General features: G+C 65.6%; 15 protein-coding genes. 4 read left to right on the top strand and 11 right to left on the bottom strand.

The features are described 5' to 3' along the window. Positions 1 to 12: 12 nt before the first annotated feature. Positions 13 to 1,275 carry a serine--tRNA ligase gene (gene serS, locus Q7514_RS11760; RefSeq protein WP_330133424.1) on the bottom strand — a complete coding sequence of 421 codons (1,263 nt, stop codon included), beginning with the start codon at positions 1,273 to 1,275 and terminating at the stop codon, positions 13 to 15. 11 nt (positions 1,276 to 1,286) lie between these two features. Continuing rightward, positions 1,287 to 1,679 carry an ankyrin repeat domain-containing protein gene (locus Q7514_RS11755; RefSeq protein ID WP_330133423.1) on the bottom strand — a complete coding sequence of 131 codons (393 nt, stop codon included), beginning with the start codon at positions 1,677 to 1,679 and terminating at the stop codon, positions 1,287 to 1,289. Positions 1,680 to 1,726: 47 nt separating this feature from the next. Here Q7514_RS11755 and Q7514_RS11750 point away from each other — a divergent pair, with 47 nt between their 5' ends. Then, the gene (locus Q7514_RS11750) at positions 1,727 to 2,776 is read left to right on the top strand and encodes a septum formation family protein (protein ID WP_330133422.1); all 1,050 of its coding nucleotides are present in this window, start codon (positions 1,727 to 1,729) and stop codon (positions 2,774 to 2,776) included. 13 nt (positions 2,777 to 2,789) lie between these two features. Continuing rightward, a complete protein-coding gene (locus tag Q7514_RS11745; protein ID WP_054717318.1) occupies positions 2,790 to 3,128 on the top strand; it encodes a metallopeptidase family protein in 339 nt (112 codons plus the stop codon). Positions 3,129 to 3,159: 31 nt separating this feature from the next. On the opposite strand, the gene Q7514_RS11740 is transcribed toward Q7514_RS11745, so the two are convergent. Next, on the bottom strand, positions 3,160 to 3,321 hold the full coding sequence (locus tag Q7514_RS11740; protein ID WP_330133421.1) for a hypothetical protein: 162 nt from the start codon (positions 3,319 to 3,321) through the stop codon (positions 3,160 to 3,162). A 180-nt stretch (positions 3,322 to 3,501) separates the two neighbouring features. Between Q7514_RS11740 and Q7514_RS11735 the strand changes: the two genes are divergently transcribed. Continuing rightward, positions 3,502 to 4,461 (top strand): NAD(P)H-dependent flavin oxidoreductase, encoded by a 960-nt coding sequence (locus Q7514_RS11735; protein ID WP_330133420.1) that lies wholly within the window; start codon positions 3,502 to 3,504, stop codon positions 4,459 to 4,461. 37 nt (positions 4,462 to 4,498) lie between these two features. Here Q7514_RS11735 and Q7514_RS11730 read toward each other — a convergent pair whose 3' ends face one another. The 6 genes from Q7514_RS11730 to Q7514_RS11705 all read right to left on the bottom strand — a co-directional run bounded on the left by Q7514_RS11730 (position 4,499) and on the right by Q7514_RS11705 (position 11,403). After that, positions 4,499 to 5,302, bottom strand: coding sequence for an enoyl-CoA hydratase/isomerase family protein (locus Q7514_RS11730; RefSeq protein ID WP_330133419.1), 804 nt, complete (start codon positions 5,300 to 5,302; stop codon positions 4,499 to 4,501). Then, the gene (locus Q7514_RS11725; protein WP_330133418.1) at positions 5,299 to 6,837 is read right to left on the bottom strand and encodes an AMP-binding protein; all 1,539 of its coding nucleotides are present in this window, start codon (positions 6,835 to 6,837) and stop codon (positions 5,299 to 5,301) included. The genes Q7514_RS11730 and Q7514_RS11725 overlap by 4 nt, the downstream gene beginning before the upstream one ends. Before the next feature lie 24 nt (positions 6,838 to 6,861). Continuing rightward, positions 6,862 to 8,211: an MFS transporter gene (locus Q7514_RS11720; protein ID WP_330133417.1), complete on the bottom strand. Its 1,350-nt coding sequence runs from the start codon at positions 8,209 to 8,211 to the stop codon at positions 6,862 to 6,864. Between the two features lie 59 nt (positions 8,212 to 8,270). Further along, entirely contained in the window at positions 8,271 to 9,500 is a 1,230-nt protein-coding gene (locus tag Q7514_RS11715; RefSeq protein ID WP_330133415.1) for an acyl-CoA dehydrogenase family protein, read from the bottom strand. Between the two features lie 27 nt (positions 9,501 to 9,527). Then, the gene (locus Q7514_RS11710; RefSeq protein ID WP_330133414.1) at positions 9,528 to 10,589 is read right to left on the bottom strand and encodes a phosphotransferase family protein; all 1,062 of its coding nucleotides are present in this window, start codon (positions 10,587 to 10,589) and stop codon (positions 9,528 to 9,530) included. A 208-nt stretch (positions 10,590 to 10,797) separates the two neighbouring features. Continuing rightward, positions 10,798 to 11,403, bottom strand: a complete 606-nt coding sequence (locus Q7514_RS11705) for a TetR/AcrR family transcriptional regulator (RefSeq protein ID WP_330133413.1) — start codon at positions 11,401 to 11,403, stop codon at positions 10,798 to 10,800. Positions 11,404 to 11,502: 99 nt separating this feature from the next. Here Q7514_RS11705 and Q7514_RS11700 point away from each other — a divergent pair, with 99 nt between their 5' ends. After that, positions 11,503 to 12,360: a crotonase/enoyl-CoA hydratase family protein gene (locus Q7514_RS11700; RefSeq protein WP_330133412.1), complete on the top strand. Its 858-nt coding sequence runs from the start codon at positions 11,503 to 11,505 to the stop codon at positions 12,358 to 12,360. A gap of 43 nt (positions 12,361 to 12,403) precedes the next feature. On the opposite strand, the gene Q7514_RS11695 is transcribed toward Q7514_RS11700, so the two are convergent. Further along, the gene (locus Q7514_RS11695) at positions 12,404 to 12,691 is read right to left on the bottom strand and encodes a putative quinol monooxygenase (protein ID WP_330133411.1); all 288 of its coding nucleotides are present in this window, start codon (positions 12,689 to 12,691) and stop codon (positions 12,404 to 12,406) included. An 88-nt stretch (positions 12,692 to 12,779) separates the two neighbouring features. Continuing rightward, positions 12,780 to 13,538 carry an SDR family NAD(P)-dependent oxidoreductase gene (locus Q7514_RS11690; RefSeq protein ID WP_330133410.1) on the bottom strand — a complete coding sequence of 253 codons (759 nt, stop codon included), beginning with the start codon at positions 13,536 to 13,538 and terminating at the stop codon, positions 12,780 to 12,782. Between the last annotated feature and the right edge of the window lie 9 nt (positions 13,539 to 13,547).

The following is a 13,547-nucleotide window of genomic DNA, read 5'->3' as shown; positions in this document are numbered from 1 at the left end:
TGATGGGATCGATCAGCCGACGGGCTCGAGCACCTCGCGCCCGACGAACGGAACCAGCGCCGGGGGAACCTCGACGGTGCCGTCGGCCTGCTGGTGATTCTCGAGGAGCGCGACGAGCCAACGCGTGGTCGCCAACGTCCCGTTGAGGGTCGCGGCGGTCTGCGGCTTGCCGTTCTCGTCGCGATAACGAACGCCGAGGCGACGGGCCTGGAACGTGGTGCAGTTCGACGTCGACGTCAGTTCGCGGTAACGCTCCTGAGTGGGAACCCATGCCTCGCAGTCGAACTTGCGGGCCGCCGAGGATCCGAGGTCGCCGCCTGCGACGTCGATGACCCGGTAGGGCACATCGATCGCGGCGAGCATCTCGCGTTCCCACGCCAGCAGCCGCTGATGCTCCGCGGTCGCGTCCTCGGGCTTGCAGTAGACGAACATCTCGACCTTGTCGAACTGGTGCACGCGGATGATGCCGCGGGTGTCCTTGCCGTAGCTGCCGGCCTCGCGGCGGAAGCAGGACGACCAGCCCGCGTAGCGCTTCGGGCCGCCGGACAGGTCGAGGATCTCCCCCGAGTGGTAGCCGGCGAGCGGGACCTCGGACGTGCCGACGAGGTACAGGTCGTCGTCCTCGAGGTGATACACCTCGTCGGCGTGCTGCCCCAGGAAGCCGGTGCCACGCATGATCTCGGGGCGTACCAGCACCGGCGGGATCATCATGGTGAATCCGTTGGCCGTGGCCTTCTGCGCAGCGAGCTGGAGCAGACCGAGCTGCAGGAGCGCACCGTAGCCGGTGAGGAAGTAGAAGCGCGCACCGGAGACCTTCGCGCCGCGCTCCATATCGATCAGGCCCAGCGACTCTCCGAGAGTGAGGTGATCCTTCGGCTCGAAATCGAACGTCGGCAGGTCACCAACCGTCTCCAGGGTGACGAAATCGTCCTCACCGCCGGCCGGAGCACCCTCTTGGACGACGTTGGAGATCGCCATGTGCGCCCGCTCGAGCGCCTCCTGCGCGGCCTTCTGCTCGGCTTCGAGTTCCTTCACCTCGGCCGCGAGTTCCTTCGCGCCGTCGAGCAGCGCGGGCCGCTCCTCCGGGGATGCCTTACCGACCTTCTTACCGAGCGCCTTCTGCTCGGCGCGGGCGTTGTCGCCCGCCAGCACAGCGGCGCGACGGGAGGCATCCGCATCGAGCAGCGCATCGACGAGACTGGGGTCCTCGCCTCGAGTGCGCTGCGAGGCGCGAACGGTGTCGGGATTCTCGCGGAGGAACTTGAGGTCGATCACGAAGGTGAAGCCTACCTTTGCCAGAGCTGCAGGTAGTCCTCGCGCCCGAACATCTGCGCCGCGTCCACCGCGGTGGGGTGCCCGCCCAGCGGATCCGCGCCCGCGTCGGTGAGCATCCGCACAACCTCTTCTTCGCCCTTGAAGACCGCGCCGGCGAGCGGAGTCTGGCCGCGGTCGTTCGCACGATTCACGTCCGCGCCGTTGTCGATGAGGACTCGCACGGCAGCGGCGTTCCCGCGGTAGGAGGCGAGCATGACGAGGGTGTCGCCCGCTCCGTTCGTCAGGTTTGCGGGGACGCCTGCCTCGATATATGTCGCCAAGGTCTCGCTGTCGCCTGCGCGCGCTGCGTCGAAGCAACGCTGCGCGATCTCCTGGATACGGGGATCGATCTGGTCGTCGGCCATGAACCGACGTTACCCGCAGGGACTGGGCCAGGGCATGATGGGAGGTGATGGCCGAAGACAAGAAGAAGAAGCCGGTACGGCGTCCGCCGTCAGCAAAGCTGACGCGGCGCGCGTTGGTATTCGTAGCTGCGGGCGCGGTCCTCGCCGCGATCGCGACGTTCGTCGTCGCGGGCTTCCAGGGCACCGACACCGTCGACGGAAACAGCAGCGCTGCGTCGCCGTCGACCGGTGCCGTCGCCGGTGAAGCGTTCGGTACCTCCACCAGCGGAGACTGTCTGAGCTGGACGGAGCTCGATGCGAGCGACCTCGCGAAGGTGGACTGCGAGCAGACTCACCTGTTCGAGGTGGTCCGAGATATCGACCTGAGCGTGTTCCCCGGCGCCGAGTGGGGGCCGGGGTCGCGTTTCCCGTCGGTGGTGCGGTTCACCGAACTCCGCGACGAGCAGTGCGAACCTGCGGCAATGGACTACCTGGGCGGCCACTTCGATCCGCACGGAAAGTTCAGCGTCGGACTGATCAACCCCGGCGAAGCCGGTTGGGCCGCCGGTGAACGCACGCTGCGCTGTGGACTGCAGTTCTCGTCGACCACAGGCAACCTGCTGCCCATCAAGGGCCAGGTCGCCGATCAGGACCAGTCCCGCGCCTGGGATGTCGGCCTGTGCATCGGCATCAACAACGGGGTCCCGGCCGATCCCGTCGAGTGCTCGAAGCCGCATGCGTTCGAAGTGGTCGCCACGGTGGACCTGTCCGAGAACTTCCCGGGCGGAGTGCCGAGTGTCGAGGATCAGGACGCCTACCTCGAGCAGACCTGCACGGAGCGTGTGAACGAGTACCTGGGCGACCCCGAGGCGTTGAGGAACAAGACGCTGACGCTGTTCTGGGACAACGTGAACTTCGACAGCTGGCTGGCGGGCAGCCGCAAGGTCAACTGCTCGGTCGGCAAGCAGGTCGACGGCGGCGGCTTCGCCTCCATCACGGGCAGTGCGAAGGGCGACATCCTGATCGACGGCCAGCCGCCGGTTCCGCCGCCTCCGCAGCCCGAGGGCAGGTCGCTCCCCACGCCGCTCCCCGGCGCGGCTCCCCTCCCGGGAGGCTGACCCCATGGTGGAGATGAGCGACGAGCGCTTCGACGGACTCGTCTCGGATGCACTCGACGAGATTCCCGCAGAACTCACGCGAGCGATCGACAACGTGGTGGTGCTCGTCGAGCCGCGGCACGAGGACGAGCCGAGCCTGCTGGGTCTGTACCAGGGGATCGCGCTGACCGAACGCGACAGCCACTACGCCGGATCGCTACCCGACACGATCACGATCTACCGCGACGCGATCCTCGACATCTGCGACACCGACGAGGACGTGGTGCACGAAGTCGCGGTGACGGTCGTGCACGAGATTGCACATTACTTCGGAATCGAAGAGGAGCGCCTCCACCAGCTGGGCTGGGGGTAGGCGCTCGGACTCCTACGAGGTCGGGCCGGGGTCAGACGCGGGCGGGCGTGTTCCGCTCGACCTCGGCGTTCTTCTTGTCCGACGCCAGGAGGAAGTGCGGTCCGATGGTCGACGCCACGAGCAGGGTCAGGCAGCAGGCCACGACGACGGCAATACAAGCGACCACGATGACCATGCCGATCAGTTCAAACATGCCCGATTACCTCCACACTCGACGTAACAGTGACGTGCAGTGACCACGACACTCCGGCATTCACCTTAACCGCCCGCCCCGGCAAGGCGGCGACCGGCGTCGGACCCACCACGATTTCCGGTCGATCACCCGGGGTTCTACGCTCAGCACATCCGCGTCCGAACCCTGTGAGGGAGAGCTGTGAGTCTGCCACCCGTCCTGCAAGACCGGCTGCGCCTGCCGCTCGTCGCGTCGCCGATGTTCATCGTGTCGAATCCCGATCTCGTCATCGCACAATGCACTGCGGGCATCGTCGGCTCGTTCCCGTCGCTGAACGCGCGACCCCAGTCGCAGCTACGTGAGTGGCTCACCCGGATCACCGAGGACCTCGCCAAGCACGACGCGAACAATCCCGACGCACCGTCGGCTCCGTACGCGGTGAATCTGATCGTGCACCGGTCCAACGACCGCCTCGAGCAGGATCTCGCGACAGTCGTCGAGTTCGAGGTTCCGATCGTCATCACCTCGCTCGGTGCACGCACCGACGTCTACGACGCCGTGCACTCGTACGGCGGCATCGTGCTGCACGACGTCATCGACAACCGCTTCGCACGGAAGGCGATCGAGAAGGGCGCCGACGGCCTGATCGCGGTCGCCGCGGGCGCGGGCGGACACGCCGGCACCCAGTCGCCCTTCGCCCTCCTCCAGGAAATCCGCGAGTGGTTCGACGGGCCTCTGCTCCTGTCGGGGTCGATCGCGCACGGCAACGCGATCCTCGCGGCGCAGGCAGCCGGTGCAGACCTCGCCTACGCAGGGTCGGTGTTCATCGCCACCGACGAGGCGAACGCCGTGGACGGCTACAAGCAGATGCTCGTGGACTCGACCGCGTCGGACATCGTCTACTCGAATCTGTTCACGGGCGTCCACGGCAACTACCTGCGCGGCAGCATCGAGGCTGCGGGCCTCGACCCCGACAACCTCGCCGAGTCGGATCCGTCTGCGATGAGCTTCGGCTCGGACAACAGCACCAAGGCGTGGCGCGACGTGTGGGGCGCGGGCCAGGGTGTGGGCGCGATCGACTCGGTGGTGCCCGCGGCAGACGTAGTCGCGCGCCTGACCGCAGAGTATGCGGGGGCCCGCCGACGCTTGTCGCTCCGGTAATCCGGGGCTACCGACCGGGCGGTCTCCGGTACGTGCGCTATCTGCGCCGATACGACGGAGGCCGCCGCTCCAGGAACGCCGCGGTCGCCTCCCTGCGATCCTCGGTGAGCGCGGTGAACACCTGCTGACGGTTCTCGAATTCCACCGACGCGTCGAACGACGGCGTCTCGAGTGCAATCCACATGCCTTGTTTGGTGAGCTCCACCGACAACGGCGGATTCAGCATGATCTCCCGGGCCTTCGCGAGCGCGGAGTCGAGCAGTTCCTCCGGATCGAAGACTGCGGTGACGAGCCCGATGCGCTGCGCCTCGGAGGCGTCGATGCGCCGGCCGGTGAGCATGAGCTCGTGGGCCGGACCGGCGCCGACAATGCGTGGCAGCAGCCACGACACCCCGATATCACAGGCGGAGAAGCCCGCACGGATGAACGAGACCGCGAAGACCGCCGACGTCGCGGCGAGACGGATGTCGCTCGCGCACACCAGCGCGAGTCCACCGCCTGCCGCGGGTCCGTTGACCGCGGCGATCACCGGTTGCGGGAGTTCGTGCAGTTGCTGCGCCAGCCCGGCGAGGTCCCGCTGCCGAGAGAGCATCCGACCGACCGCGCCCTCGGCGGCGATCCGGTCCTCGTCGCCGTAGCCGTGGAGGTCGAGCCCCGCGCTGAACGCACGGCCGTCCCCGGTGAGCACCACGACACGACAGGATCGGTCGGCGGCGATGTCCGCCAGAGCACTACGGAACTCGGCCACCGAGTCCGAGGTCAGAGTGTTGAGGGCATCAGGCCGGTTCATCGTCACCTGCACAACGCCGGCGATCGGGGTCGAGAGGACGACAGCGGTCACGACACCATCTTCTGCGAGTAGCGGTCGCGCAGCAGCCGCTTGTACAGCTTGCCGGTGGCGTGACGAGGCAACTCGTCGACGAAATCGATCCGGCGTGGGCACTTGTAGGTCGACAGCTTCTCCCGGAGGAACGCGAGCAGTTCTTCCTCGAGCGCACTGCCGCTCGCCGCGCCGGGTGCGGGCTGCACTACCGCGTGCACGACTTCACCGAGTTCGTCGTGTGGGATACCGAACACCGCAGCATCGGCAACCTTCGGATGCACCACGAGTACGTCCTCCGATTCACGCGGGTAGATGTTGACACCGCCCGACAGGATGAGATCGGCGCGCCGATCCGACAGGTAGAGGTAGCCGTCCTCGTCGAGATATCCGAGGTCGCCCACCGTCGTCCAACCGATCTCGTTGCGGGCTGCCGCGGTCTTCTCCGGATCATTCAGATACTCGAACATCAGCCCGCCGTCCGACCAGATCGTGCCGGACTCCCCCGGTGGCAGTTCCTCCCCCGACTCGTCGAGGATGTGTGCGGTACCCAGGATCGATCGCCCCACCGATCCCGGGTGGGCCAGCCACTCTTGCGAGTCCAGAGCGGTGAACAGGCTGTTCTCTGTCGACGAGTAGTACTCGTGGATGATCGGTCCGAGCCAGTCGATCATTGCTCGTTTGGTGTCCGGCGGACACGGCGCCGCGGCGTGGATGACCACTTGCAGCGACGAGACATCGAATGCGGTGCGTTGCGCCTCCGGGAGTTTGAGCATCCGGATGAACATGGTGGGCACCATCTGGGTATGGGTCACCCGGTAGCGCTCGACGAGTTCGAGCGCCTTCTCCGGGTCGAACCGCTCCATCACGATCGCGGTGCCGCCGTACCGGTGCACCGTCATGGTGAAACGTAGCGGTGCAGCATGATACAGCGGCGCTGGAGACAGGTACACGCTGTCCCGGCCGATCTCCCACTGGGTGTGCAGCAGGCCGGCCACGCCCGGCGGCGTCCCGAGCGGGTGGAGCGGCAGGTCCGCCACGACACCCTTGGGCCGACCTGTTGTGCCGGACGAATACAGCAGATCCACACCTTCACGCTCGTCCGGAACCACTCCAGGCGCAACGGAGTCCAGTTCGACCGCCAGATTCTCGAATCCCCGGGCAGCCTCGTCCACGGTGAAGCGGTGCTGCACTCCCGGGGTCAGATCTACGGCATCGGCTGCCGCATCGAGACAGCGCCCGCTCGTGAACAGTGCGCATGCTCCGGAATCTCCCAGAATGTATGCGATTTCATCCGGCAGCAGACGCGTGGACAGAGTGACATAGCGCAGTCCGATGCGCTGTGCCGCCCACGCGATCTTCGGAAACGACGCACAGTTCTCCATCAATACGGCCACACAGTCTCCGTGACGAAGACCTTTGGACCACAACATTTTTGCTATATCGCGCGACTCCGCGACGAGCTCGCCGTAGGTCACGACGGCACCGGTGTCCGCCATGATGTACGCGGGACGACCGGGGTCGGCCGCAGCGTGGGTATCCGGGAAGTCCAGCATCTGTCTACTCCTGGTCGTATCGGGTCAGGCTGCGTCCGCAGACTCGTGCGGCCGGGAATACCTCCGCACGATTGCGATGAGGCACAGCAGCCCGATCGCGGCGGAGAGGGCGAGGAATACGCCTACCTTCCACGCATTGCCGGCCTCGCCGTTGATGAGCAACACCATCACCATCGGAGCGAAGCCGCCGATGATGGCCGAGATCTGGTAGCCGAGCGATGCTCCGGAGAAGCGCACCTCGGGCGGGAAAAGCTCCGAGAATAGCGTTCCCTGCGTGCCTGTCTGGAGCGACATCGCGACAACGCCGACGATCACGGCAACCGCGAACGGCCACACCGTGTCCGGACCGGATGTTCCGATCAGCAGCCACATCGGCACACCCCACACCATCATGGCGACGGTACCCGCACCGAAGACGAGCTTCCGGCCGATACGGTCCGACAGATGACCGAACAACGGCACCAACGGGATCTGGAGAAGGCACGCGATGAGGATGAACGTGAGCACGGTCGAGCGGCCGAGGCCGAGGTAGGTTGTCGCGTACTGCACCGAGCCGGTGATCATCGTGTAGAAGAAGATGACACCGATCGCGTTCGAGCCCGCGGCCATGAGTACCGTGCCCGGATTCTTGCGCAGCACTTCGACGATCGGAGAGCGACGCGCGGCCGGAGCCTCCTCGAGTTTCGCAGCGATCTTCTTGAACTCGGGGGTCTCTTCCAGGTAGCGATGGATCGCGAACGCCACCGGCAGCATGATGAGGCTGATCCAGAACGGAATGCGCCAGCCCCACGACAGGAACGAGTCCTGGGCGACGGTTGCGGTGAGTATCAGGAAGACGACGTTGCCGAGGACTACACCGATCGGAACGCCGAGCTGGGCGAAACTACCGAAGAATCCGCGACGATTCGCGGGGGCGTTCTCCGTGGCCAGCAGGACTGCGCCGCCCCACTGTGCGCCGACCGCCAGGCCCTGACAGATACGCAAGGTGACCAGGAGCATCGGTGCAAGCCAGACGATCTCGGTGTTCGGCACGAAGCCGATCAGCGACGTTGCAACCGCCATGAGCACCACGGCGGCCACGAGCACGGGTTTGCGCCCGACCTTGTCACCGAAGTGCCCGGCGAGGATACCGCCGATGGGCCGCGCGATGAATCCGACGGCGACGGTCGCGAAGGAGTTCACTGCCGCGACGACTTCGTTGCCGGTGGCGAAGAAGGTCACGTTGAACACGAGCGCAGCGGCCGTCGAATAGATGAAGAAGTCGTACCACTCGAGCGAGGTGGAGATCGCGGCGGCAACTGCGGCGCGGCCGGCACGGGGGGCCGGACCCGCTGGCGTACCGAGTGGTTGTTCGTGGGTTTGTGTTTCGGACATCGTAGGTCCTCGTTTTCGAACCAGGGGAATTGGGGGGCGGGAGCGTCAGTGTTCGCCGATCATCCGCGAATCTCTCGGATGGCGGGGGTAGCAGCGAATTCGGCGCGCGCGAGCGAACGACGGTGCACCTGGTCGGGGCCGTCGGCGATCTGCAGGAATCTGGCCTGCGAGTACAGCATGGCGAGCGGCGTGTCTTCGGACAATCCGGCACCACCGAAGATCTGCATTGCTTCGTCGATGATCCACTTGGCCGTCGACGGCACCAGGACCTTCGCAGCAGCAATGTGGTGGCGAGCCTGTTTGGGGCCCTCGACGTCCATTCTCCATGCCGCGCGCAGCACCATCAGACGTGCTGCGTCGACCTTGATCCGAGCGTCGGCGATCGTCGCCTGGACGACGCCTTCGTCTGCGAGGGGTCTGCCGAATGCCACCCGGGTGCGCGCGCGTTCGGTCATGAGCGCGATCGCCCGCTCGGCCATGCCGATCAGGCGCATGCAGTGATGGATGCGACCCGGACCGAGGCGGGCCTGAGCCACTGCGAAGCCTTTTCCGCGCGGACCGAGCAGGTTCGCTTTCGGGACCCGAACGCGGTCGTAGACGATCTCGCCGTGGCCACCTTCGTGCCGGTCGTCGAATCCGAGGACCGTGGTGGAGCGTTCGATGGTCACGCCGGGGGTGTCGGTGGGTACCAGCACGATCGAGTGACGCGAGCCGGCAGGCGCGTCGGGATCGGTGACGCCCATGACCATTGCGACCCGGTTGTCTTCGCGCAGCGCGGCGGTGGTCCACCACTTACGTCCGGTGAGTACCCAGTCGTCGCCGTCCTCGGCGATGTCGAGCCGCACATTGGAGGCATCCGAGCTCGCGACGTCGGGCTCGGTCATCGAGAAGCAGGAGCGGATCTCGCCCTCGAGGAGCGGGGCAAGCCACTGTTGCTTCTGATCCGCCGTGCCGTAGCGGGCGAGTAGTTCCATGTTGCCGGTGTCCGGCGCGTTGCAGTTCAGTGCTTCGGGAGCGAGCTGTGGACTCCAGCCGGTGAGTTCGGCGAGCGGCGCGTACTCGAGGTTGGTCAGGCCGGCGCCACCGTCCTCCGGCAGGAAGAGGTTCCACAGTCCCTGCCGCTTGGCCGCAGCCTTGAGATCGGCCATGATCGGCGGCGCACCCCAGAAGTCGGGCTTGCTCGCGAGCTGTTGCGCCGCAATCCTCTCGGCAGGAAGGACGCGGTTCTGCACGAACTCGGCCAGCTTCTCCCGCAGCTCCTCGACCTTGGGGCTGTACGCGAAATCCATAATGCTGTCTCCGATCGGTGTGGGTGCCTAGTGGCGAAGTTCATGGAGCGACGACGTCTCGGCGAGTTCGAGTGCGCGCTGCAGCAAAGGGCCGACCATGTCCGCGATGTCCTCGAAGCCTTCACCGACTGTGTCGCCCTGCAGATGGCGGGCGTGGATTCCTTCGAGGATGACCGCGATCTTGAGGTCGGCAAACACGGTGTACCAGTCGATTTCGGGGAGCTCGATTCCGCGCCTGGTCGCGTAACGGTCGACGAGTTCTGCTCGGGTGGGGAAGCCGTCGAGCGTCGCGAGACCTTTCGTGACAGGGTTGAACGGCGAGCCGGGCACATCCCAGAAGCTGAGCATGATGCCCACGTCGGCGAGCGTGTCGCCCAGAGTTGCCATTTCCCAGTCCAGCACAGCGACGATGCTCGCCGGGTCTTCGTGAGCGACCAGCACGTTGTCGAGCTTGACGTCGCCGTGCACGATTCCCGGGAATCGGGTGCGGGGCAGAGCTCTGCGTAGTTTACCGAGTAGAGCGGCCACCTCCGAGCGCTCCGAGGTCTTGGACGACGTCCACTGCCGCTCCCAGCGGCTCAGCTGACGCTCGAGATACCCGTCCGGCCTGCCGAATTCGCTCAGCCCGACCGACGCTGGGTCGATGTCGTGGAGATCGGCCAGCTTGTCTGCGAGGTCGAGACCGAGACGGTGACGCTGTCCAGGGGTGAGGGCCTCGGCCTGCGAGACGGTACCGACGGATCCGCCGTCGACGAGCTCCATGAGATAGAACGGCGCGCCGAGGATGTGCACGTCCTCGCACAGATGCACTGCAGCAGGTACCGGGACCGCAGAGCCTGCGAGAGCGTCGATGACCGTGTACTCGCGCTTCATGTCGTGCGCGCTGGGAAGTACGTGACCATAAGGAGGCCTGCGCAGCACCCAGATGTTCTCGCCGTCGGTGAGGCGATAGGTCGGATTCGAGCGACCGCCACCGACAAGTGTGGCGCTCAGGGGCCCCGCGATCCTCCCGGGGAGGGTCGCCTGCAGATGGACACCGAGTGCGTCGAGGTCGAGTTCGGCCACTGCGTCGGCCATGGGAGCGGCCATCGATGGGCCTCCTTTCGATCACGCACCCAAACGATCGTTCGGGTAGCGCAATCGTGACCCAGCGCACGACGCGTGTCAACTCTCTCGCATTGAACTGCTGGTTTCTGTAGAACTACGCGTTTGTCGGAGAGGTCTTCACCCTCGGCCAATCAATCGTTCACTCGTCAGACGGCAAAGGTGACCAGCGCAGACGTACGGAGATTCTGCGCTACCGGCCGTCCACGGGCTGCACCATGGCAAGCGCGAGCTCCGCGTATCGCTCCGCAAGCTCCTCGGGCGTCAAGGGCCCGTCCGAACGCCACCACGTGCACACCGACTGCCCCATGTGAATGATGGCGCGCGACGCATCCAGCGGCAGTGCAGTGGTGAACACCCCGTCTTCGACTCCCCTGTCGATGATCTCGCGGAAGACGCTCTCCTGTTCGTCACGCAGTGCGACCACCAGTCGGCGACCCTCATCGTCGAGGCTGCGCAGCTCGGTGGCGCCGACAAGGGCGTCGGACTGTCGCGTCGTATGAAAAATGACCCACGCGCGCACCACCGCGCGGAGTTGTTCGGCGGAGGACCCGCCCGAACGTAGGAGCGCGGACCGGGTCATCGCAAAAGCGTCGTGCAACGCTCGGGTCATGATGTCCTGCAGGATTTCCTGCTTGGATTTGAAGTGGTGATAGATCGATGCGACTGTGATGTCGGCGTCGCGCGCGATGTCGCGCATGGACGTGCCGTGATAGCCGCGGTGGTTCATGTTCCTGATGGCAGAATCCAGGATCACCTGGCGACCGGCACCCGGCATCGCCCCTTTTGCAGCACGCATTCTCTTCCCATCTCATCGCCGACCAACTACGCACAGCGTAGAGTCACGCGTCCCGAATCCGTCCTAGCGATCGTTCAATAACCGTGCGATGCTGTCCCGATGGAGCACATTCGACTCGACATCGCCGATGGGATCGCCACAATAACCCTGAATCGTCCCGGCCAGCTCAATGCCTTCACGACCATCATGGAGAACGAGTTGATCGACGCCTACGAACGCTGCGACACCGACGACAACGTCCGTGCCGTCGTGCTCACCGGTGCCGGACGAGCGTTCTGTGCCGGGGCCGATCTTTCCGCCGGCGCGGACACCTTCACCGAGTGGCAGGACGAGCACCCCGACAACGAGATGCGCCGCGACGGTGGTGGACGGGTCGTCCTACGCATGTTCGAGTCGCGCAAACCGATCATCGCGGCCATCAACGGTCCCGCCGTCGGTGTGGGCATCACCATGACCCTGGCAGCCGACTTCCGGCTCGCCGCCGACGACGCACGCATCGGCTTCGTCTTCAATCGTCGCGGGTTGATTCCGGAATCGTGCTCGTCGTGGTTCCTGCCCAGATTGGTGCCGATGCAACGCGCGCTGGACTGGGTCTACTCCGGTCGGCTCATCGACGCCGCGGAAGCGTACGAATCAGGTCTCTTCTACGCGCTCCATCCGAAGGCATCCGTACTCGACGAAGCGCTCGCCCTGGCACGCAGAATCACCGAACATTCGGCCCCGGTATCCGTCGCACTGTCCAGGGAGTTGATGTGGCGCATGCTCGGAACCGACCATCCGATGTTCGCCCACCGGGCAGAATCACGCGGCATCAACATCCGCGGCGTCGGACCGGATGCCCGCGAGGGCATCGCCGCGTTCCTCGAGAAACGACCGGCATCGTTCCCCGATCGCGTCAGCACCGACATGCCGGATCTCTTCGGCGACGACCTACCCACTCACACATTTCACGCGTGAAAGTGGGGCGCGCCATGGCGCGCCCCACTTGGGGATTCGCTTGTCAGAGCGTGTCGAAGTGGGTCAGCTTCGGCGCGCCTGCGAGCAGTGGCCCGAGATCGGTGATCGCGCCCTCACCCGCGCGGAACTTGCGGTATGCGGTGTCGTGCGCCTGCGACTGCCATTTCTCGACGACGACCCAGCGTGCCTCGTTCTTCTGGTCCACGAGGATCTCGATGCCGACGCACCCGTCGAACGCCCGGGTCTCGTCCAGGACGCGTGTCATGACCTTCTTCGCGTCGTCGAGCGAATCGGCCTTGAACTCGAGCTCCAGCAGTGCGGTGAGCGCCATGTTCTCCCTTTCGTAGAATGTGGTTTTCGCGCTCTACATTTCCCGATCGTTCCGGGCCGCGCAATAGGTCGGCCCGGAGAGTGGGGAATCAGAACATGCTGTATCCGCCGTCGATGAGGGTCGTGCTTCCGGTCTGGAATCGCGACGCATCGCTCGCCAGGTAGACGGCAATACCCTCGAAATCCTCGGGCGTGCCCCAGCGACCGAGCGGTACCCGGGAGATGACGTTGCTGTTGAACACCTCGGAGTCCTGCAATTGCGCGGTGAGATCGGTTGCGATCCAGCCGGGCAGAACGCTGTTCACCCGGATACCGAAACGAGCGAACTCGACCGCGCAGCCGTTGGCCATGGCCAGCACCGCAGCCTTGGTCGCGCCGTACGCCTGATTCCGACCGGCACCCTGGAGCGCGCCGAGGCTCGACGTCACGATCATCGACCCGCCGGTGCCTTGCGCTACGAGAATCTTCGACGTCTCCCGCAACGTGAAGTATGCGCCGTCGACATTGGTCGCCATCACCTCCCGGTACAGCTCGGTCGACGATTCCGGGAACTTCTGCAGCTGCCCCGTGATACCCGCGTTGGCGACGACGATGTCGAGGCCACCGAGAGCGTCGACGGTGGCCACGACGCCGTCGATCACCGCCTGTTCGTCCGCCACGTCGACCGACCGCGTGCACACCGTCGTGCCGAAATCCGCGAGTCCGGCCGCCGCGGCCTCGAGCTTGTCGGTACTACGTCCCCAGAGCGCCACGTCGGCGCCTGCGCGCACAAGTCCGCGCGCCATGCCGAGCCCGAGACCGGCCGATCCGCCGGTCACCAGAGCCCTCTTACCGGTCAGATCGAACATGCCGCTCCC

Origin of the sequence: Rhodococcus artemisiae, from assembly GCF_036327795.1 — a bacterium.
Lineage (GTDB): Bacteria > Actinomycetota > Actinomycetes > Mycobacteriales > Mycobacteriaceae > Rhodococcus > Rhodococcus artemisiae.
This window is presented reverse-complemented; position numbering and strand designations above follow the sequence as displayed.